This is a genomic window from Microcoleus sp. AT8-A3, from assembly GCF_036705675.1.
Classification (GTDB): domain Bacteria; phylum Cyanobacteriota; class Cyanobacteriia; order Cyanobacteriales; family Microcoleaceae; genus Microcoleus.
This window is the reverse complement of record NZ_JAUBVD010000050.1, coordinates 1-21,517: the sequence shown is the minus strand read 5'-3', so window position 1 is coordinate 21,517 and position 21,517 is coordinate 1. Positions and strand designations below refer to the sequence as shown.

The window sequence follows — 21,517 nt, the reverse complement described above, 5'->3', positions numbered from 1 at the left end:
GGGTGCCGACTAAAAGCCGCTTCACAACCGCCCACCTTGGGAATTACAACCATGTGTATTCTATCAAAAAGCCGTCAAGCGATTTTAGATTTTAGATTTTAGATTTTAGAATTGAAGCATTGACCCCACGGATAAATACGTTCGGCAAGTTTCATCGGAGACAGGTTTTTTATTTCTGGGTCCTGAGTTGGCGCGTTGGAATGAATCCGGGGGCTTTTATCCTGGATGCCTTCGGTCAAGCGAAAGACGGGATTTTCAACCCAATTTTTTGATAAACTGATTATCGGCGGATTATTTGTGTTTTTTATAGGGTGTGAGTTATGGATGCTGCGGATTTAAAGGTGTTGCGCGATCGACTTCTAGATTTGCTGTGCGAGTTTGCCTATCGCGAAGGCGATTTTATGCTGTCTTCGGGGCAGAAAAGTTCTTATTACATTAACTGCAAACCGGTGACGCTGCACGCTGAAGGTGCTTTGGCAACGGGACGTTTGTTGTTGTCGATGCTGTCGTCGGATGTGCAAGCTGTGGGCGGTTTGACTTTGGGTGCTGACCCGATTGTAACTGCTGTGAGTGTGGTTTCGGCTTTGGGCGATCGACCTATACCAGCTTTAATTGTCAGAAAGGAGACGAAGGGACACGGGACAATGGCGTATATTGAGGGGCCGCTGTTGCCAGAGGGGACGAATGTGGCGGTTTTGGAGGATGTGGTGACGACGGGTAAGTCGGCGATGCAGGCGGTGGAAAGGCTGCGGGCGGCTGGTTATAAGGTCGATCGCGTTTTGTCGCTGATTGATCGAGAGCAAGGTGGTGCGGAGTTTTATCAATCTGTTGGATTGGACTTTGAAACAGTTTTTACGATTAACGATCTGCAAAAGTGGATGGCTAGCAAAAAATAGGCAAAAGTGCGATTCCCCTCGTTACCAGGTTCTACCTGGTAACGCAGATGCTTTCGCTCTGCCTCATGTTAAAAATGGTGCAAGATATCAATCTTAACCACCCAGTTTAAGGCTATGCCAAAAATCCGTTTTATTGACTTATTCTCAGGAATAGGCGGCATGAGATTAGCGTTTGAATCCGCCGCTCGTTCCTTGAATCTGCAAACAGAATGCGTATTAAGCAGCGAAATCAATCCCGACGCTCAGTTAGTTTACCAGAAAAACTTTGCCGACACACCTTTAGGCGACATCCGATTAATTGACAAACTCCCTGAACATGAAATTTTACTAGCGGGATTTCCTTGTCAGTCTTTCTCCTATGCGGGCAAAAAAGAGGGCTTTGGAGACACCAGAGGCACCCTATTTTTTGAGATTGCAAGGTTAATTGATACCTTTAAACCTCAAGCATTTATTTTCGAGAACGTGCGGGGGCTTGTCAGCCACGACGGCGGCAGAACCCTCGAAACTATTAAGGGCGAAATCAAAAGCCGAGGTTACAGCTTCGATTATTTTTTGCTCAACAGCTCTAACTTTAGTTTACCTCAGAACCGTGTCCGAGTTTACCTAGTAGGAATTTTAAATGTTTTGCCCCAATTTAAGCTAATTTCCGACTTAGGCCCAAAAGATTCGCATTCCTCTAGTCATCAACAGCTATCGTTCTTTTCCCCGTTAAGTCAACCTGTCACAGTTGCAGATATTTTGGAAGACAATCCAGATCCAAAATATGATTGTTCGCCCGAATTTGTTAATGCCTTGAAACAAATAGTTAACAATGATTTCAGCCGACTGCACGGTAGGCGGCTAATTGACTATCGCGGTGGCAATTCGATTCATTCTTGGGAACTGGGTTTGCGAGGCGAGTGCAGTTTAGACGAAATTGAATTAATGAATCTTTTTATATTGAAAAGGCGCAATAAAGAATTTGGAGCTGACCAAGATGGCAAGCTATTAACTAAAGAGCAAATAGCTACTTTTTTTGCTCATCCCAATCTCGATGAAATCCTGGATTCCTTGGTGACAAAAAAGTACCTGCAACGGAACAACAATCAATACAAACCTGTATCCGGTAACTTTTCCTTTGAAGTATATAAATTTCTCGATCCACAGAAAATTTCTGTAACAATTGTTGCCAGTGATGCTAATAGATTAGGGGTTTACTATCATAACCGAGTCCGCAGGATAACTCCCCGCGAGGCGGCGCGGTTACAAGGTTTTTCCGATAGTTTTATTTTGCATCCTAATGATGATAAAGCTTATCATCAACTGGGTAATAGTGTAAGTATTAATGTAGTTAAAGCTGTTGCTCTAGAAGTTATCCAGAATGTTTTGTGCTCTACCCAACAAAAAGTTAGCGCCCGGTGAATTGGGAAGGGTGGGCGGAGTGTTTCCGCTCACCCTAGCAACTAGCTTTGCGCTACAGGTTCCTTAGCCAAAAAATTATCTAATTCCGCCAAAGCATCGGCATCAAGGTTAGATCGGTGTTTTATGGGGTGGGATTAGAAACTATGTCTGCTCTAATTTTATCAAAATCAGCTCCGGCACTTGCAGGATAAGGGAAAATAAAGTTTTCGGTGCTAAACAAGCGCAAGCTTTCAGGTTCAGAATCTATACCAATCGGCTGATTTTAGCAGAGGGAAATTATAACCTGAGTGAGATATTAACTAGAGAAGATTGTTTTAATATATTAGATGACGACGCAAGGAGAAGCAGTAATGATCTTACCTGCATCTATTAAAAGAAAATGGAAACTACTGGCAACAGCCTTTATTTGTCCTCTGACACTAATTGGTGTTGGCATTCAGCCACAACCCATTCAAGCACAACAAAATCCATCGAAGACTAATGTTGCTGCTTTGCCAGATGGTATTTACCTCTACGGAGATTCGCCACAGCCCAACCAAGTTCTTCAAAACTATATCGTGTTTCAACGCCAGGACGATCGCGTCGTTGGTGCAATCTACGCGCCGCGATCGGACTTTGCGTGCTTCACTGGTAAAATTGAGGGAAATACATTGTACGGGAAGGCAATCTCAGCCGGAAAAGTTCAAACAATTGAAGTCAATACTCAGCTAACAAATCTGCATTCTATTCGCACAATTAGCTCAAACGATCGCCGCATTCTTTCAATGTGCCAAGATACAGCGCAAGTTAACATACCCAGGTAAATCTTTTACCAAGAAATTGGGTCTAAAGCCCCGTCATAAGCTTGACGGCTTTAATTAATTATCAACTTTTGTTAATTGTTTTCTTGAACTTTTTTGCATTGTGTTCATTGTAGAGTACAATAACTAGACTACAGGTTGAATAACCGCCGATACACATGAGACACCACGCTCAAACGACTGGTCGGAAAACAATAATGGTTGGTGGGTGGCGAAAACCACGAAAAACATAGCTGGGCTAACTAATGTAAGCCAAAATCAGAGACTAAACTTTTTATTTCTAAAATGTACTGTGGGGCACACAGAAACAAGAGAAGCAATTCTCGAAAGCTTGGGGAGACAAACCCTCGCGAGGCTATCTAAATTAAGCTCGATATTTGGTTCTTTTGAACGGATACCAGGTTTAAACACTGCCGCAAGGATAGATAGTTTTAAGGTATGTCGCAGAACCAAGAATCCCCTCGCCTTCAGGCAGGGGAGTGTCAACTAGCTAAAATGGTGCATGAGGCTGGCGGTGCGTTACACGGCGTTAACGCACCCTACGAATTAATCCAATTAGCTTTGGGCTACAGGTTCCTTAGCCAAAAACTTCTCTAATTCTGTCAAAGCATCCGCATCAACCTTAGTCTGCATCGGACAGAACTTAGGCCCGCACATCGAACAGAATTCAGCAGTTTTGTAGATATCAGCCGGCAAAGTTTCGTCGTGATATTCCTTTGCCCGTTCTGGATCTAATGACAGCTCAAATTGACGGTTCCAATCGAAATTGTAACGCGCTTTCGAGAGTTCATCATCGCGATCGCGCGCACCCGGACGGCCCCGTGCAATATCTGCAGCATGAGCCGCGATTTTGTAAGCAATCAGCCCGTTTCGGACATCCTCAGCATTCGGCAATCCTAAGTGTTCCTTCGGCGTCACGTAACACAGCATTGCAGTACCGTACCAACCAGCCATCGCCGCCCCAATTGCTGAGGTAATGTGGTCGTATCCAGGCGCAATATCTGTTACCAACGGCCCCAAAACATAGAATGGTGCTTCGGAACATTCCTCCATTTGTTTCTTGACATTAAACTCAATTTGATCCATCGGAACGTGGCCCGGGCCTTCCACCATTACCTGCACGTCATGTTCCCAAGCTTTGCGAGTTAATTGTCCCAAAGTTTTGAGTTCAGCTAATTGAGCTTCATCCGACGCATCGTGAGTGCAACCTGGGCGCAGAGAATCTCCCAAACTAAACGAAACATCGTATTTTTTGAAGATTTCAATGATGTCGTTAAAGTGAGTGTAGAGGGGATTTTGTTTGTGGTGATGCAGCATCCACCGCGCCAAAATGCCGCCGCCACGAGAGACAATCCCAGTCAACCGATTTTTTACCAAGGGCAAATGCTCAATCAAAATTCCGGCGTGAATTGTTTGGTAATCAACACCTTGTTGAGCGTGTTTGTCAATGATGTGAAGAAAGTCATTGGGCGTCAGACTTTCCATATTACCATGAACGCTTTCTAGTGCTTGGTAAATTGGTACAGTACCGATCGGCACTGGTGAAGCTTTGATAATCGTGGTGCGAATTTCATCCAAATTCCCGCCGCCGGTGGACAAGTCCATCACGGTATCAGCGCCGTATTTCACTGCTAATTTAAGCTTGTCAACTTCTTCTTCCATATTGGAAGAGTTGGGAGATGCACCGATATTAGCATTGACTTTGCACTTGGAGGCAATGCCGATCGCCATCGGTTCCAAATTCGGGTGATTGATATTAGCGGGAATAATCATCCGTCCCCGCGCTACTTCCGCGCGGATCAGTTCTGGCGGGAGATTCTCTCGCTTAGCCACAAAGTGCATTTCCTCAGTAATTACACCTTGGCGGGCGTAGTGCATTTGAGATACATTGGTGTGCCCCTGACGCTTAGCGATCCATTCGGTACGCATATTTAATTTCCTTGATAAACAGCTTCCCTCCGCTGGTATTACCCAGACTCAGGTTCTAAGGGTGTTTTCTCAGCCCTGATATTCGGGCACCCCTAGCTAAGCTGTTGATTGTATCACCGATTTCTGTGCGCCACGGCAGCAACTAAGGAAATCTTAATATTGAGAGATAGATGAGGGGAGCGATCGGTCTATAATATCTAATAACTCAGGCAGAAAGGAAGCTACAAGATGAATACATTTGAGTCAAACAGTGAGCCATCTTCCCCCAACGATCTAGGGGATGAGGAACAGGAAAACGATATTCAGGATAGCGGGGAAGATGATAGCGCGGAAGATGAGGAGGACATTATTCCCTCCAGATTCTCCCTAGCAGTTGATCGAAGAGATTTTGATGTAGAGGGTCTAGTTAGACGCCTGGAAAGCGAAGACGTATTTATTCCAGACTTCCAGCGTGCTTATGTCTGGAAACCAAAACAAGCATCGCGTTTTATAGAATCACTCTTGCTTGGTCTTCCAGTTCCCGGCATCTTTCTAGCAAGAGAGCGAGATACAAAAAAACTGCTGGTGATTGATGGTCAGCAAAGATTACGTAGCCTTTTATATTTCTACAAAGGCAAGTTTCCTAACAGTCGGCAGTCGTTTGCTCTGAAAGGGGTTCATACAGAATTTGAGAGAGAGACATATAAATCACTGAAAGACCCATACAGACGCCAATTAGATGACTCGCTTGTATCCGCTACAATTGTCGAGCCACTTTCTCAAGGCGAGGACAGTAGTATTTATTATATCTTTGAAAGGCTAAATACCGGAGGTACTATCCTTAAACCGCAGGAAATTCGTGCTTGCATCTATCACGGCGAACTCAATAATTTGCTAGGGCAACTCAATCAAAACCCAGCGTGGCGTGACATATTTGGTCTCCCAGATAAAAACGGGAAAGATCGAGAACTTATTTTGCGATTCCTGGCTTTTTACTTCGAGGGCAACGATTATAAGCCTTCTCTAAAAGAATTTCTAAATCAATACATGAGGCAAAATAGACACCTTGCCCGCCAATCGGAAGAACAAATAATAAACGCATTTATCCCAACGATTGAAGCGATCCATAAAGGTCTTGGTAACAAAGCTTTTAAACCTCAAAAAATATTGATACCTACTTACTTTGAAGCTGTAATGGTCGTTATTGCCCGCAGGTTAGAACAAGGCAAAATTAATAATCTTGAACAACTGGGAGAACGCTATAAATCACTTATAGAAGATGAGAATTTCAGTGGAGTCGCTCAAAAAATACGTAATCTTACTAGCGCCGATAATGTTAGGGATAGGTTAAAATTTGCGTCCAATTATTTAGGAGATTTGGAATAGTAAGTGTTGCAGAAAAGTAGCGTTAATTATGATTATAGATTCCTGTGTTTCAGCTCTAACCTCTCGCTATAAATGAGCCACAAATTCTCTATAAGTGCAAGACAGCAGTTGATTGCCCACCTAATAGAACTTGCGCTGATTTGGGCTGTTAAATATATTGTAAGGCAAGATAGCAGTATGTTTGCGAGTGGCGCGATCGCCCTAACCCAATATAAAATCAACGCTCACTTCTAAATCGGGAAAAGCCAGCGGCGCAACTTGTTGACCGCGCCAAAACTTGAGCATTAAACTATAACCGTTCGGGCAGGGCTGACGGTAAACTTCTAAACAATTTTCAACTAAATCTACTAGCCAAACTTCTTGAATGAGCGATCGCGCGTAAATCGATACTTTCACATCTCTGTCATAATCAACCGTACTATCTGAAACCTCAACTAACAGCAAAACTTCAGACGGTACTGGATGGGCTGTGGCGTAGTAATCAGCGCGAGGTTGCAACAATACAACATCCGGTTGAGGTTCAGTGCGCTCAGTCAACTGGATAGGGTCTTGGACACCCAGAGTGGCCCGATCTTCTGGAATGAGGCTGAAGCGCCTGGTGAGACGCTTAACACAACTTGCATGACGAGTACCAATTGCAGCCATTTTAACAATCTCTCCTTCAATCAATTCCACCCGATCGCCCTCCGAGAGAATACCAGCCTCAGTCATCAAATGATATTCTTTTACTGTAAATAACCGTTTTTGAAGCTGAACAGACATATAACTATTCTCCTTGTTTGCAGCTTACCTAAATTTACCATAAAAAAAAACCGCCCCAAACGCAGCGGAAAAAAAACGAAAAATTTAGATGACAATCCTTAGACAAAAAGCATTTAAATGCCCGCTATCAAGTCTCGTTAAATACTCGTCAACAACGGGAGGGATGCACCTATAAATTTTGAACAACCGGATTGGGACTGAATTTAATAGTCGTGGACGCATAAATACCAAAGAAACCGGGTTTTTACCAGTTTTAAAGGTCGGGATGCAGTATTTTCGCAAAAAACCCGGTTTCTGACCACCCGTGCATCCAGGACTATTTAAGTCTCTTTTTCACCCGATTCATTTCCGTGTGTATCCTGTTTTAATTCCGATACAATTGCGCCTCGATCGCGCCAAGCTTCCGCATTGTCAGGTTTGATGGCAATAGCTCGATCGTAAGCTGCCATTGCTTCCTCATAGCGCTTTAATGCTGACAAAGCTGTGCCCAAGTGATGCCAAGCATCGTAGGAGTCTGGCTTAATAGCAATCGCTTTCTCATAAGCTGCGATCGCTTCTTCAGGGCGCTGCAATTTTGCCAAAGATTCGCCTTTGCCAAACCAAGCTTCGTAACACTCGGAATTAAGGGTAATTGCTGATTCGTAAGAGGCAATTGCTGCTTCGTGCTGCGACAGTTTGTCGAAAGCTACGCCTCGGTTGTGCCACACTTCAAAATCCTGCGGTTTAAGGGCGATTGCTTTGTCGTAGGATTCGATCGATTCTTGATATCGTTGCAATTTTCCGAGCACAGCCGCTCTATTGTACCAAACTTCGTATTTGTCTGGCCGGATGCCGATCGCCCGATCGTAAGAATCAATAGCATCGCTGTAGCGGAGTAGTCTCCACAGCATATTGCCTCGATTGTACCAAGTTTCGTATCTGTTGGGATTGAGTTCAAGAGCGCGATCGTAAGAATCAACTGCGGCTGCGTACTGCTGTACTTTGGCCAGCATCGCGCCTCGGTTGTGCCAAATTTCGCTGTCGGTTGCTTTGATAGCCAGGGCGCGATCGTAACTGGCGATCGCTTCTTCGTAATGCTGCAATTGACCCAACAAAGCCCCTATGCTGTGCCAACAAGCGTATTTTCTGGATTCGCTCAAACTTGCTCGCTCGTAACAGGCGATCGCCTCTTCGTACTTCTGCAATTTTCCTAGCAAATGCGCTTTATTATACCATGCTTCGTAGTTATCCGGTTTAATAGATATTGATTGGTCGTAACAGGCGAGTGCTTCTTCCGGGCGCTGCAATTTTATTAACACATTTCCGCGCCAATACCAAGCCTCATGCAAAAATTTATTCGCTAAAACAGCTTTTTCCAAACAGACTAATGCTTCATCATAATTGCCTTGAAAATAAAGCCCTTCGGCTTGCTTGATATAATCGTCAGCAATCAAATTTTCATTGCTAGCCGGCGCTGTTTGCGAATTTTGGGAATTGTTTAAAGCCGGTTGATGTGCGACTTTGAGAGCTTCTTTGGCAACAACTGCGGGAACTTGGGCAATTTCTTGAACAATTTGAGATTTTTTATCGTCAACTTCTCTCAGCAAAACTTGCAGGTGCATAATAAATTGAGATTTGAGAGTCTCAATTTGCTCCACGGAAGATTTGGAAAGTTCAGTTTCTCTAGTTAAAAAATCAAGGGATTGTTTAGCTGCACCCATTTGCGCGGCTAATTCATCCCTCAACTTTTGATTCAATTGGCTAGAATTTATGAGTTCTGATTCCAATACACCAATACCCTGCAATCGTTTATTGGCATCAGCCACCAACTGTTTGATTATCAGCCGTCGCATCATCCAAAAAAATGCAATTGTCACCGGTGGAAATACAGTACCAAGAATTAGTAAAATATTGAGCAGAGTTATGGTAGTATTAAAACCATATCCAGATTCAGATTCAGAACTACCACTAGACGGGGAGATAAAAGCGAAAACCTCGCGAACTTGAGGATTGCTTTCAGCCCCGGTTTCGATTAATTTAGCTAGCCAGGTTTCTTGTAAAGATTTTGTTAGTTCATCGCCGGATGCAGCCGGAGGATTCGCCTTGGTTTTTGCACTAGCAGATACATCCGGTTGAGCGGCAGCTACGAGCAAACCTGTCGGCGATTTTACAGCAATTCGCGGGGAAAATTGTTCGTGAGCGATCGTCTCAGGCTCGCTAATTGACTCAGCCCGACGGGATACAGTAATATTTGGGGAAAATTGTTCGTGGGCGATCGTCTCGGGCTCGCTAATTGACTCAGCCGGACGCGATTCAGTATTATTTACCGCATCAACAAAGTTGCTAGCCTGCGGTGTCTCAGGAGAAATAGGATGTGCAGCAGGATTGGCGCTAGTATTAGCAGTTAAATTGTGGGATGCGAGGGCAGCCAGAGTCAAGAGAGCTAGATTAGAGACGCGCATAAACGTCAACTCATTTACATTTAGGAGAAATTGGTGCTTGGTTGTCAGCGATCGGGCGATCGACCTCATACTCTCAGCAGTTAGAATAGCTGACTAGAGGAATGCTGACTTACTATCTCCAAAATACGCGCGCAGCCTGACTTTTCAGGAAAAGTGCCAATAATTCTGGCTGTGGAACTTTTGTCCAAAAATATATTCTCGCGCCTAATCCGGTTGAAAAACTCTCGGAATCATCATTAGGCTGGTAGGGCGGGCTTCACCAATCTGCACAATTAGCCAAAGATCCGGGTGAACCCGCCCCAAACGATGCGATTTTTAAATCTAAACCTTAGCTAAAATCGCTTCCGGCTGCTGACTTTGTGCCGCCACTTCCTCTAAATCAGCACCGTAAATTTCACAGCTATTATTCGGACTTTCAATCAGTTTAATCTTGTGCAACTCGGCGCCCAATTCCCGAACGGGCGATCGCAATAATTGCCCGATCCGAACAGCTATATTCTCCGCAGTAGGCACAACCTTCTCAAAATAAGCAATATCCTTATTTAAAAAAGTGTGATCGAACGGTTCAACAACATAATCATCAACGGCTTTTTGCAAAGCTCCCAAATCAGCAATCATGCCAGTCCGCGCATCCATTTCCCCTTTAACAGTCACCTCTAAATGATAATTGTGACCGTGACCGTTGGGACGAGCACATTTGCCGTAAATTTCCGAGTTTTCTTCAAAGCTCAAATCGGGACGAGCCAACCGATGGGCCGCGCTAAAATGAGTGGACAAAGTTAGATAAGCTTCCATTCCGTTTCCTAAATATTCAGCCCAAAGTTCGGGATGTTCAAACAATTGAATTTTGGTCACAGGCAAATGAGGGGCTAGGCGCAGCCAAATTTGCCGTGCTATGTTTTCGGTAGTTGGCAGAGTCTGCTCAAATTCCGGCCACGCTTCGTTGAGAAAGGAAAAATCGAGATCCTTGATAACTTCCCGCTTGATGACGTGCTTGACATCAGACAGGTTGAGCACCATGCCGTACTCGTCGAGTTCGCCTATCATGGAAACGTAAAGAACGTAATTGTGTCCGTGTCCCGGTGCGCGGGCAGTTGGGCCAAACCGCTCAAAGTTCTCGGCTTCGCTTAACTCCGGCAGCCAGTACCGGTGACTCGCCGAAAACTGTGCCCGACGATTGATGATGCACTGCATAAAAGTCAAGTAGGGTAAGCTTGTTAAGTTCTGTAAAGGACTCGCTTCTTAAGGATAAACTAATTTTTGCTGGAATTTTTCGATTATTTGAGGGTGCTGTAAATGAATTTCTACCAATTTTCCCAATATTGGCAACAAGTCGGCGATCGATCGAGCCACAGATCCCATTTTACGCCACAACACAGATATCCGGCAGAAAATACCGCTACAAAACAGTTTCTCGCCATCTGTTACTAACCCATCAGTTACGAGTCTTTGAGAAAGTACGCGCGTGCGTATCTATCCCCTTGGCGAAGCGTTCCCGAAGGGTAGGGAATAGACCTTTTTTGCCACACAGGACACTCCACAGTTCGAGTTTTTCCCCTAAGCTCTGCAATAGTTAGCAGTTTGCGGTTCAGTTGCGCTAAAAACTAATCACCATTTACCCATTACCAAATATTAATGAATTCGATTACTGCACGAGCCGATCGCTTTTTTGAACATTTCTGGGGTGCGATGACAACCCCGCTATTCTATATCGGGGACACTCATCTGTCCATCAGTGCGATCGTCAAACTCATAATCTTAGCTATATTTGCCTTGATTATAGCTAAGATTATCAGTGAAGGAATCAAGCGCAGTTTGCTAGTTCGGATGGGATTGGATCGTGGCAGTCGAGAAGCAATTTCCACCATCATTAGCTATATTTTAGCAACTCTTGGCTGTATATTTGTCCTGCAAAGTGCCGGCCTCAACCTCACGTCTCTCACCGTTTTAGCTGGGGTTGTCGGCATTGGTTTCGGCTTCGGCTTGCAAAATCTAGCCAGCAACTTTATCAGCGGTCTCACCCTGCTATTTGAACACCAAATTAGAGTCGGAGACTTTATTGAAATAGACAATTTATTAGGAACAGTCGAAACAATTTCGATCCGTTCCACAATTATTAAAACAATTGACGGACTATTTGTGATCGTACCAAATATTAAGTTTGTCGAAACTAACATTATTAACTGGAGTTACAGAGACCCCAGATGTCGCCTCCACATCCCCGTCGGCGTTGCTTACGGATCTGACCCAGTAATAGTTACGGAAGCACTATTAATTGCGGCGCGGATGGAATCGAATGTCTTGTCCCATCCTTCTCCTAAAGTATGGTTTCGCGGTTTTGGAGATAACGCTTTAAATTTTGAACTTTTAGTTTGGATTGACCAGCCACAGGAAAGCGATGCTATTAAAAGTGCAGTAAATTTTTTAATAGATTACGAGTTTCGCCACCGAAATATCGAAATCCCTTTTCCACAGCGGGATTTGTGGCTGCGAAATCCGCAAGAGTTAACTCATTTTTTTCACAATAACAAAGACGAGAATTCCAACGGCAAAGTTTTTCCGCAGAATACCAAACATTCAGCAGATTTAAAATCTAATTCCACCCTTTCTGAACCTAAAAATCCCGTACCTAAATCCCCTAATAATTGGACGCTGCGAGATTTATTGCGGCGAGTAACTTATTTTGAACAGTGTACGGATTTAGAACTGCGGCAGTTAATTGAATATGGCTACCGACAACTGTTTCCAGCGGGACAGGTGGTATGTAAAGAAAATGACCCAGGCGATTCTTTTTATATTATTCTTTCGGGTACTGTAGAAGTTCTTTCTCAAAAAGCCGATCAGTATATTGCTACGCTTCATGAGGGCGAGTTTTTTGGGGAAATATCTTTGCTGTTGGGTACTCCGAGAACGGCGACTGTTAAAACTAGCGAAGATGCAATTTTGTTTGTGGTGGAACGTCACGATTTGCAAAAACTTTTAAGAGAACAACCCAATTTAGCCGATCAGATTGCTCAAAAATTGTCGGAACGCCAGCAAGCTTTGAGAGACTTGGGATTGTTGGATGGCGACTCTCTGGGACAAACTCCTTTTATTAAAATTCGCAAGCGCATTCAAGTTCTTTTTGGAATTTGAAAGAGGGAAGTTCGGCAACGAGCAATGTACGGGATGTAAAGGATAGAAGGAAGAAGGAAGAGGGAAGTTCGGCAACGGATTTTGTAACGGATGTAACGGATGTAAAGGATAGAAGGAAGAAGGAAGAGGGAAGAGGGAACAATCTGCTTTTATTAAACTTTAATTTTTAATTCCTCCTGCGCTTCCCGCCGCAGTCTAGCGGCAATTCTAAACAGTTCTTGACCGGTGTGCAAGTGGCGATCGTCATAATTGAGGGTAAATAAATACAATTCTTCTATGCCGTCTCCGACTTGATTGATAGAGTAGTAGAGATGAGCGGCAACTCCGGCTACATTAGATGGATTAGGCATTGATGTAAGAAAGTTATGAGCTTTTTTGAGGAACTCGCGGCTGGTTTCGATATAAAGTTGAAACTTTTCTATCAGTTCGTCATCAAATGGATCTGCGGACAATTCGTCTATTTCTTTTTTAAGCGGCTTCAAGATACTGTTGAGCATTCTATTGACGGGTTTGTATACTTTAATCAGCCACTGTTCCATTAGTTCATCCGCGTCCCTTGCTGTTTGTGTTTGCTGGCGGCTGACGTTTGGTGCGGCTGGTGATTGCTGTTCGGTTTGCTCGGAAAATTGGCGATCGTAAGATTGTCTGTGCTGGGGGTCTCCTAATATTTCATAGGCTGCATTGAGGCGGACAATCTCTTCGTGACCCGCTGTGTCGCTGCGACTGTCTGGATGAAATAATTTGACTAAACGGCGGTATGCTTGTTTAATCTCGGCTTGTGTTGCGCTTGGGCTAATCTTTAGGGTTTTGTAGTGATTGATAACGGAAGACACGCTGTTATTTCCTTGAAATCTGGATAATCTGTGAAAAAGTGCTTGACAAAAATATCATTTTTTGCTAAGTTTTTAAGTATTTATCTGATATAAATGTCAAAGATTGTCAGTAAAAAAACTCAGTTTTCAACTTATCATAAATCTATTTTAGAAAAACATTGAGGCTTTGGAAGTGGTAAGCCGATCGACCTTGGGAACTCATATAGCGCTGCTCCCGCCAACAGTTAGCTCCTTCTTTTCTTTTCTCTTCCTTCGCCACAAAAGCGGTCAGCGCCCGCTTCGCTAACACGCCGAAAGCGGTTCAAAAAAAAGCGCCTTCAGAAAATCGGCATCATATCAAATCCGGTAGCATCGTCCTGTATTCATCTCTGTATTCTCTCCCTCTGCGTTCTCTGCGCCCTCTGCGGTTAAATCATTCCGATGCAACCGGAAACGATATCGATCGCGATCGAGAAAGCTACAATCTATCGCCATTCTTTCATCTACTAAAAAGCCAAGCAGAGCGTACAGTCTACGCCCTGCCCTGTGTTTCTGCGACTTGGGCCGGAGGCTAGCCTAGTTGAGGGCCATCGCCAGATTGAGTTCTGGATCTTGGAACAAGGGAGTGCTCAGATAGCGTTCGCCGAAGCTAGGCTGAATCATCACAATCAATTTCCCTGCATTTTCGGGACGCTTGCCGACTTTCACCGCCGCACATAGTGCCGCACCGCTGGAAATACCCGACAAAAGTCCTTCTTCTCTGGCTAAGCGACGGCCGTAGGCGATCGCCTCGTCATCCGTAACAACTATAATTTCGTCGATCGAATCCACATTCAGCACCGGCGGTACAAAACCAGCACCGATACCTTGAATTTTGTGAGGCCCAGGCTTTCCGCCGGAAAGTACCTGACTGTTAGCCGGCTCAACTGCGATCGCCTTAAACTCGGGTTTCCGGGACTTAATCACCTCCGAGATACCCGTAATCGTACCGCCAGTCCCAACCCCAGAAATCAGGAAATCCACTTCGCCGTCTGTATCTTCCCAAATTTCCTCAGCCGTTGTCGAACGGTGAACCTGCGGGTTTGCTGGATTCCGAAACTGCTGCAACATATAGGCATTGGGAGTTTTGTCCACAATCTCTTGAGCGCGGCGGATGCAGCCACTCATGCCCTCAATTCCGGGAGTCAGTTCTAGTTGGGCCCCGTAAGCTCGCAGCATCGATCGGCGTTCCGTGCTCATCGTATCCGGCATGGTCAAAATCAACTGGTAGCCCTTAGCCGCTGCCACCATTGCCAGAGCAATTCCGGTATTGCCAGAAGTCGGTTCCACTAAAACCGTTTTTCCCGGAGCAATCAGCCCTTCGGCCTCGGCTTGATTGACCATATTCACACCGATCCGGTCTTTCACCGATGCTGCCGGGTTCATGCCTTCGAGTTTTACCACAATCCGAGCCAAGCAGCCTTCGGCTTGGGGAATGCGGTTGAGTTGCACCAAGGGCGTCCGCCCTACCAATTCTGTAATGTCGCCAGCAATACGCATAATCTTTGTCAGTTTGTGGTTGAAAGTAAATGTTAATTCCTAGTTGGCAATATTAACTAGATGTAATACATGATATCGAGCTGCCGTCTGCCATTGCGCTTTTCGCACAGATCCTGTAGCGTATATTTTTGCAAAACTGAGTTGGCAATCGATCGAGCTTCTTGCCAAACTTCCCAAATCACCGCACTTTCTACAGTTTGAGCGGGCGAGTCTTTTTCAGAGCGATCGAACTCTGAGCCTTCGAGACAGTTGATAATTTCTAGGAGTGTAATTTTCCACGGTTCTCTCGCCAAAATATAACCTCCCTTAGCTCCTCGCTGGCTGCGAATCAGCCCGCAGCGTCTCATCGTAGCCAGCAACTGCTCTAAATATCGATCGGGAATATTTTGCTGAGCCGCTATCTGGCGAATTTGCAGAGGCTCGCCTTCATCGTAGCAATCGGCAAGCTCCAGCAAAGCTAAGATTGCGTATTCGCTTTTACAGGAGAGTTCTACCATAATTGCTTCCAATACCAGAATTATCAACTCCGAAGTCAGATGTTAAAATTATCCTCAATGTTGAGTTCCCAATTCTAACTCCTAACTTTACCTTTTATTATACCCCGGTTTTCCACTGAACTTAATCGACTTTCATCACTTCATCCTTGGAACGATCGGCAATCTGAACCCAACAAACCCAGTTTCTCGTTTCGACTCCCTCCCCTTCCACCCATGTCTTACCTCACGAAATTGGTTGTCTGCCTCCATGACTGATAATTTTTAATTTTTAATATATTCTTGACGCCCCCTTCGTCCCGCAAACAAAAAAGCCCTGCGCTCGGCAGGGCTAAACTTGGCCTTTAGAGTGGCCAGCAGAGAGGGTATAACCTCCCTGCCTCCTCTAACCCGCTCTTAGAACGTGAAAGTAGTTCTCAGAGTACCAATAATGATGTCGTCGTTCTGGTCATTTTGATTGGGATTAGTTACCCAAATCACGCCCGGAGTAACAGAAATGTTGTCCGATAGCTGAAACTTGTAGAACCCTTCGACGTGATAAGAATCATCGTTGCGGAAGCTCCGCAAACTGCTTGCAGCTTCAAGTTTATCCAAGTAAGGCTCACGACCTACCACGAACCCTAGCAAGTTGCCTTCTTTCCCTAAATCAGGCAAAGCCAAGGTGACAGCGTAGTTCCAAATTCTCGCATCGCCGATGCCGAGAATGCGGGCATTGGTTAAACCAGCCCAGCCGCCAAGGATAAACCTCGGGCTCAGTCGCAACGAAGCCTGAGCACCGTAGGAGTTGCTGACAACTTTGCGAGCGCGGAAGCCATCAAAGCCTTCGTTCAAACCGTTGAGAGAATTAGCCACGCCGGTACCGGTGAAACCGCCGGGGACGCTGGCCCCGAAACCGTTGTCAAACCCAAAGTTACCTCTGCTAAAGTAACCGTGGTTGTAGTTGAAAGCAACTTGCAAGTTGCGTCCGGGGGTAAAAGTCAACTGACCCATCGCCGTGTAGTCGCCGTTCGTCAAGCCTGCACCCCTAGCGGGACTGGCTGCATTTGACGCCAAATAGCCAAAGGACAAAGAAGTTGGGCCGAACACGCCCCCCAGCAAGCCCCTGCCGCCGAAGGCATAGTCAAAGCCGATACCTGCGCCACCGCCCAAGCGGTAGATGGGGTTGCGCTGTCCAAAGGCGCTCAGCGAGCCGTTGCCACCGTCAAAGTCTTCAAAGTAAGGGTTGACAGTCGGCAGAATGTCGTCCCACACAACATTGTTGGCTGCAAGGGTAACGTTCAGTCGCTGACCGACGGGGAACTTATATAGCAAGGTGTCTAGAGCAACAACGTTGTCGGTTCTGCCGACTACGTTCCAAGTTTGAGTGCCTTCGCTGGTAGCCCCAAGGTTGAAGTTTTGGCCGTTGCCGACTTGAAGCCGGGTCAGCAGCAAGTCTCTGCCGGTGAAGCTCGTATTTAAATTGAGACGCACCCGCTGTTGGAAGACAGCTTCGTTATTGTTGCTGCCGATTCTTTCGCCGTCTCTGCCAAAAACGCTAACGTCGCTACTAAAGTCGTCGCTGAGAGCGAAAATAGCTTCCCCAGTCAGCTTGGTAGTGGTGGAGAATTGGTTGGCTTCGAGTTCGGATGTCCGAGCTTCCAGAGCATCGACGCGACCGCGCAGGGTTGCCAGTTCCGCTGCAAATTCTTCTTGGAGCCGTTGGAGGGCTGCCAAGTCATCTCTCGTAGCGAAGTTGCCAGTGCCACCTCTAATTAGCTCGCTCACCTTGTCTAAGCAAGCATTTAAACCGGCTGCGAATTCGTAGCGGGTCATTGCCCGGTTGCCGCGGAAGGTGCCGTCGGGATAACCGGCAATACAGCCGTAGCGCTCGACTAGGGATTGCAGTGCTTGGAATGCCCAGTCTGTGGGCCGCACGTCGGAAAGTTGGGAAACAGAGGTAACTTGACCTTCAGTTTCGCCGCCGGCAGTACCTTCGGTGGTGTACTGGTTGAGCTGTTCTAATGTGGCGGCTGGGTTTTGCTCTTGTGGTGCGGCAGTTTGGGCTAAAGATTCAGCCGGTTTTGGCAAACTTTGTTCTGCCGACTCTGCCACTACTGGGGCTGGAGTTTCTAATTGAACTGCACCGATTTGCTCTGGGAGAGCGGTAGCTGCCGGGGCTGGAATTTCTAGTTGGGCTGCCGGGGCAGAATTTTCTACTGGTTGAGCGACTGTTGGCTCAACTGCGGCTAAAGATTCACTTGTAGGTTGTGATGCCGCTTGGGGTTCTGCCTCCGCAGGGGCTGTGTTGGCTCCGACGATCGCACTTTCAGTTGCAGGCGTGGCCAAATCTGCCATCGCTGCCTGGGTTTCGCTGCCAGCGACTTGGGAAATTTCTTCTACTGGCTCGGAGGCTGCAGTTGTTTCGGAAACAGCAGCTAAAGCATTTAGTTTCGCTTCGGAGGTTTCAGCGGTTTCAGCTTTTGCGACAGCGGGATTGAGCGCATCAGCAGCCTGCTGAGCGTCTGCTGCCATAGCGCTCGAAGAAACTACTAGGGTAGCTCCTAAGACTGCTGGGCTGATTAGTAAGTAACTCCACAAAAATTTCGACATATTCACTCTCATCCTCACACCGATTACAGAGAAACTTTTCTAGTCTTCTATGTGGTCAGTCGTTGCTCAACTAGCATACTCTAAAAAGAGACCTAAAATTCACTTTTTCTTTTGATTCTTTTGGGCTGACTGAGTATATAGATGTGACTGACGGCTGCAGAAAGCCTGTTTTTAAACCTTTACTCAACGGCGTCAAAACCATGCCAGGATTGGGCTGTGGCTTGATTTGACGGATAACACTAGACAGCACCCGATCGCCTATTTACTTTTTAGCACAGCACGCCCGACTCGTCTAGGCTGATTCGACTTTAACATCCAAGCTGTGTCCCAGAACGCTAAAGACTTGGCGGTGATCGAACAATTCTAACAAATCGGCGTTGATTTTATTGTGAGCTGCTTCTTGCCGCAAAATTTTCATCGCTGCCTCTGTTCGCAGAGCTCGCTTGTAGGGGCGATCGCCTGCTGTCAGGGCGTCGTAAATATCCGCGATCGTCATCAATTGTGCTTGAATTGGAATTTCTGACTTGTTTAAACCTCGCGGATAGCCTGTGCCGTCGAGTTTTTCGTGATGTCCGTAGGCAATGTCTGGAACATTTTTTAAATCTTTTGTCCAAGGAATTTGTTTCAGAAACTCGTAAGTGTGAGTTACGTGAAATTCTATTGCCGATCGTTCTTCCGGCGTCAGGTTGCCCCTCGACACCATCAGTTGCAATATCTCGTCTGGGTTCAGCAAAGGTTTCTTTGCCCCATCTATATCTCTGTAAGTTTGTCGAGAAATCTCTCGCAGTTGAGCTAGGGGTTCTGCTGCCAAAATGTGAGGCTCGTTTGCCTCTAGCAGCACTTCCCAGTATTCTGCTAATCTGGTTTTCGCCTCTGCTAGCTTAGTGTCTAGCTGTTCGATTTGCTGGCAGTGAGCGCACTCTGGCTCCTGGATCGGGTGTTTTCGGTAGGCTGAATGCTCCAGCAAGTATTTATATTTAGACTGGACGCATTCCATTTCCAGCGTCCGTTGAGCTAAGCCAAAGCGGTGGCGAATGATTTCTAGCTGTGCGGGGTAGAGCTTTTTCTGTTTGGTCAAAACTGCTTCTGGCACTCCTATTTTGCCAAAATCGTGCAGCAGGGCGGCGTAGCGAAGTTCTTGAATTTGGCGGTTGTTAAAGTAAATAGAGCGCAGTCGTCCGCTGCTGACGGTGTTTACTTCTTCTGACAGGCGTACTGTCAGGGCTGCTACTCGTTCTGAATGGCCGTAGGTACAGGGGTCTCTGGCTTCTATGACTTGCACCGAGGCTTTGACGAAGCCCTCGAACAAGTGTTCTATGCTGTCTTGGAGTTGATTGCGCTCGATCGAGATTGCTGCTTGAGAAGCGAGCGATCGAACTATCCTTTCTTCCCACTCCGAATACTGCTGCGTCGCTTCCCAGGCATTGTCTGCTGTCAGCACCGTATCTGGCTTTGTTTTGCGGTTGATCAGTTGCAGTACACCTATTGTCTCCCCCTGTCGGTTTTGCATCGGCAGTACCATTACCGAGCAAGTGCGGTAATCAATATCCCTGTCAAAACTGCTATCTAGCCGATAGGGTACGCCGGGGGGTAAGTCGTAGGCATCAGATAGGTTCAAACTTTGACCGGTAATTGCCACGTATCCCGCCAAACTTTTGTCTGTCAGTGGCAGGGCAAACTCTTTAAACGACAGGCTCGGTTTAGAAGCATTTTGGGCTACCTTGAACAGCAGCTTAGATGTATCGTCGCTGTGATCTACTAAGTAAACGCTGCCAGCATCGCTGTAGGTAATTTCCCTACTTTTGGATAAAATTAAGTTTAACAAGTCGCCCAAATCTTGGGCGCTCGACAGAGCAGCGCCAATATCTAAAAGCTTTTCTATCAGATCGGTTTTTTCGGCTGCAGCAGACTCGTTCTTGAACTCTGGCTTTTCAAATACGATCATGGTCGGATGATGGGGAATAGCCTGTTATACATTGAACGTTGGGCCTCTCGACTTTTTCACACCCGATTTTAACCCCAAGTCGATTTTTTATTTGCGAGCTTTTCTCTAGCGGGGACTCTTGTTGGGTCAACTGGCACTCTTTTAATCTAGCGCAGAAATCTCTTGGGCTAGCGCAAAGTCTTTCTCAGTTAAGCCTCCGGCATCGTGGGTTGTTAAGTTAACTGTAACTTTGTTGTAGGAAATTTCTATATCGGGGTGATGTGCTGCGGCTTCTGAGGGGGCGACCAACTTATTCACAAAGGCGATCGCTTCGATAAAATCTTTAAATATACGGGTAGAGCGCAGTTGTTTGCCTTCAACCGTCCAGCCTGACAATTGACTGACGCGCTCTTGAATTTCAGTATTGTTAAGTAGGTTAGCCATAATTTTTTTTCTTTGGGATTAGCAGTGGCAGATTAACTGCCCATGTGTAGAAACCCTGACCAAAAACTATCCGCTCTCACCAATAGTGTTGAGCCTCAAGTTTTAATACTCAAGATTTAACACTATTTGAGGTGAGAGCGGTCTAGCGGGTCTTCAGATTAGAACCTGACTGCCGGGAGAATCCCTAGCTCAGCCTGGTTCCCCGTGGAAGTCGTTTCCCGTTGGAGACGACGGCTGACTGCTAGTGAGCGGCCCCGGCGCACAGCCGGTAGTTTCCAATCTGATGACCCATGCGTTTACTACTTTCTATCATGGGCATCACCTCCAGGTTTAGCTAAATGGCTTAATATTGGAACGCACATCACCTAAATACAAGATTTAAGGTGATGATTTGTGCGCTAGCCATTGCCAGCGTTACCAGAAGAACTTGCGTTCTGAGTATCATTCTAGTATTCACAATTATTAGAATAACACAAGGAATTAGAAGTGGGGGATGCAAATTGAGATTTTTGTAAGATGAGGGCAAATTACTGCTGCTGCAAGGTCTTTGATCGATCTCTACAGCAAGCGGACGATCGCAGTTTTAGCCATTTGTCTATATTTTCTTCAAAATCCGGGCTGTGCGGTTATCAGGTGCATTGCAAATCTGGCGGCGCGGAAAGGTCGATCGATTTCTTGCCAGATAGATAGGATAGTTCACGAGATATAAAGACACAAGTTGTTCTAGCTACAAGGAGAGTTGGTTTTTGTACAAAATCAACTTTTTTTAGGGCGCTAATTCGATCGACTCCTGGAAACAAAAAGCTCCCGCCACCAGGCAGGAGCTTTTTAAGCATTAAGGGTAAAGCCTAAACTGCTTTATCTTACCCTTTTAAAAAGTTGGAATTTTTGATATTTCGCGCTGATTACAGTGCGTTACCGCGAGGCAGAACTTCTTCAGGGAAGATGAAGTTTTCGTGGGGTTGGTCAGTCGGAGCCATCCAAGC

Annotated in this window: 16 protein-coding genes and 1 riboswitch; of the genes, 5 read left to right on the top strand and 11 right to left on the bottom strand. The window is 45.9% G+C overall.

Annotated features, from left to right (window positions below):
- Positions 1 to 320 precede the first annotated feature (320 nt).
- From pyrE to QUB51_RS23415, 3 genes are all read left to right on the top strand, one after another.
- Entirely contained in the window at positions 321 to 896 is a 576-nt protein-coding gene (pyrE, locus tag QUB51_RS23425) for an orotate phosphoribosyltransferase (protein ID WP_333211597.1), read from the top strand.
- Positions 897 to 1,010: 114 nt separating this feature from the next.
- Positions 1,011 to 2,297, top strand: coding sequence for a DNA (cytosine-5-)-methyltransferase (gene dcm, locus QUB51_RS23420; protein WP_333263488.1), 1,287 nt, complete (start codon positions 1,011 to 1,013; stop codon positions 2,295 to 2,297).
- 326 nt (positions 2,298 to 2,623) lie between these two features.
- On the top strand, positions 2,624 to 3,100 hold the full coding sequence (locus QUB51_RS23415) for a hypothetical protein (protein ID WP_333240779.1): 477 nt from the start codon (positions 2,624 to 2,626) through the stop codon (positions 3,098 to 3,100).
- A gap of 552 nt (positions 3,101 to 3,652) precedes the next feature.
- Here QUB51_RS23415 and thiC read toward each other — a convergent pair.
- Positions 3,653 to 5,026, bottom strand: coding sequence for a phosphomethylpyrimidine synthase ThiC (gene thiC, locus QUB51_RS23410; RefSeq protein ID WP_333055192.1), 1,374 nt, complete (start codon positions 5,024 to 5,026; stop codon positions 3,653 to 3,655).
- Between the two features lie 7 nt (positions 5,027 to 5,033).
- A riboswitch (TPP riboswitch) is annotated at positions 5,034 to 5,130 on the bottom strand.
- A 124-nt stretch (positions 5,131 to 5,254) separates the two neighbouring features.
- Here thiC and QUB51_RS23405 point away from each other — a divergent pair.
- Positions 5,255 to 6,391 carry a DUF262 domain-containing protein gene (locus tag QUB51_RS23405; RefSeq protein WP_333055193.1) on the top strand — a complete coding sequence of 379 codons (1,137 nt, stop codon included), beginning with the start codon at positions 5,255 to 5,257 and terminating at the stop codon, positions 6,389 to 6,391.
- A gap of 201 nt (positions 6,392 to 6,592) precedes the next feature.
- Here the strand turns inward: QUB51_RS23405 and QUB51_RS23400 are convergent, their stop codons facing one another.
- The 4 genes from QUB51_RS23400 to QUB51_RS23385 form a co-directional block, all read right to left on the bottom strand.
- Positions 6,593 to 7,153 (bottom strand): Uma2 family endonuclease, encoded by a 561-nt coding sequence (locus QUB51_RS23400; protein WP_333055194.1) that lies wholly within the window; start codon positions 7,151 to 7,153, stop codon positions 6,593 to 6,595.
- 320 nt (positions 7,154 to 7,473) lie between these two features.
- The gene (locus QUB51_RS23395; protein WP_333263491.1) at positions 7,474 to 9,663 is read right to left on the bottom strand and encodes a tetratricopeptide repeat protein; all 2,190 of its coding nucleotides are present in this window, start codon (positions 9,661 to 9,663) and stop codon (positions 7,474 to 7,476) included.
- A gap of 252 nt (positions 9,664 to 9,915) precedes the next feature.
- On the bottom strand, positions 9,916 to 10,788 hold the full coding sequence (locus tag QUB51_RS23390) for a 6-carboxytetrahydropterin synthase (RefSeq protein ID WP_333055196.1): 873 nt from the start codon (positions 10,786 to 10,788) through the stop codon (positions 9,916 to 9,918).
- 48 nt (positions 10,789 to 10,836) lie between these two features.
- The gene (locus tag QUB51_RS23385) at positions 10,837 to 10,971 is read right to left on the bottom strand and encodes a hypothetical protein (RefSeq protein ID WP_333055197.1); all 135 of its coding nucleotides are present in this window, start codon (positions 10,969 to 10,971) and stop codon (positions 10,837 to 10,839) included.
- Between the two features lie 258 nt (positions 10,972 to 11,229).
- Between QUB51_RS23385 and QUB51_RS23380 the strand changes: the two genes are divergently transcribed.
- Positions 11,230 to 12,729 carry a cyclic nucleotide-binding domain-containing protein gene (locus QUB51_RS23380; RefSeq protein WP_333055199.1) on the top strand — a complete coding sequence of 500 codons (1,500 nt, stop codon included), beginning with the start codon at positions 11,230 to 11,232 and terminating at the stop codon, positions 12,727 to 12,729.
- Positions 12,730 to 12,881: 152 nt separating this feature from the next.
- Here QUB51_RS23380 and QUB51_RS23375 read toward each other — a convergent pair whose 3' ends face one another.
- The 6 genes from QUB51_RS23375 to QUB51_RS23350 form a co-directional block, all read right to left on the bottom strand.
- A complete protein-coding gene (locus QUB51_RS23375) occupies positions 12,882 to 13,562 on the bottom strand; it encodes a J domain-containing protein (protein WP_333055200.1) in 681 nt (226 codons plus the stop codon).
- A gap of 555 nt (positions 13,563 to 14,117) precedes the next feature.
- Positions 14,118 to 15,080, bottom strand: a complete 963-nt coding sequence (cysK, locus tag QUB51_RS23370; RefSeq protein ID WP_333055201.1) for a cysteine synthase A — start codon at positions 15,078 to 15,080, stop codon at positions 14,118 to 14,120.
- 56 nt (positions 15,081 to 15,136) lie between these two features.
- Positions 15,137 to 15,577, bottom strand: coding sequence for an RrF2 family transcriptional regulator (locus tag QUB51_RS23365; protein WP_015176708.1), 441 nt, complete (start codon positions 15,575 to 15,577; stop codon positions 15,137 to 15,139).
- Positions 15,578 to 15,970: 393 nt separating this feature from the next.
- Positions 15,971 to 18,163, bottom strand: coding sequence for an iron uptake porin (locus QUB51_RS23360; RefSeq protein WP_333263495.1), 2,193 nt, complete (start codon positions 18,161 to 18,163; stop codon positions 15,971 to 15,973).
- Between the two features lie 292 nt (positions 18,164 to 18,455).
- Complete coding sequence (locus tag QUB51_RS23355; RefSeq protein ID WP_333211581.1) at positions 18,456 to 20,108, bottom strand: HD domain-containing phosphohydrolase; 1,653 nt, start codon at positions 20,106 to 20,108, stop codon at positions 18,456 to 18,458.
- Between the two features lie 141 nt (positions 20,109 to 20,249).
- Complete coding sequence (locus tag QUB51_RS23350; protein ID WP_333263498.1) at positions 20,250 to 20,531, bottom strand: 4a-hydroxytetrahydrobiopterin dehydratase; 282 nt, start codon at positions 20,529 to 20,531, stop codon at positions 20,250 to 20,252.
- Positions 20,532 to 21,517: the final 986 nt, after the last annotated feature.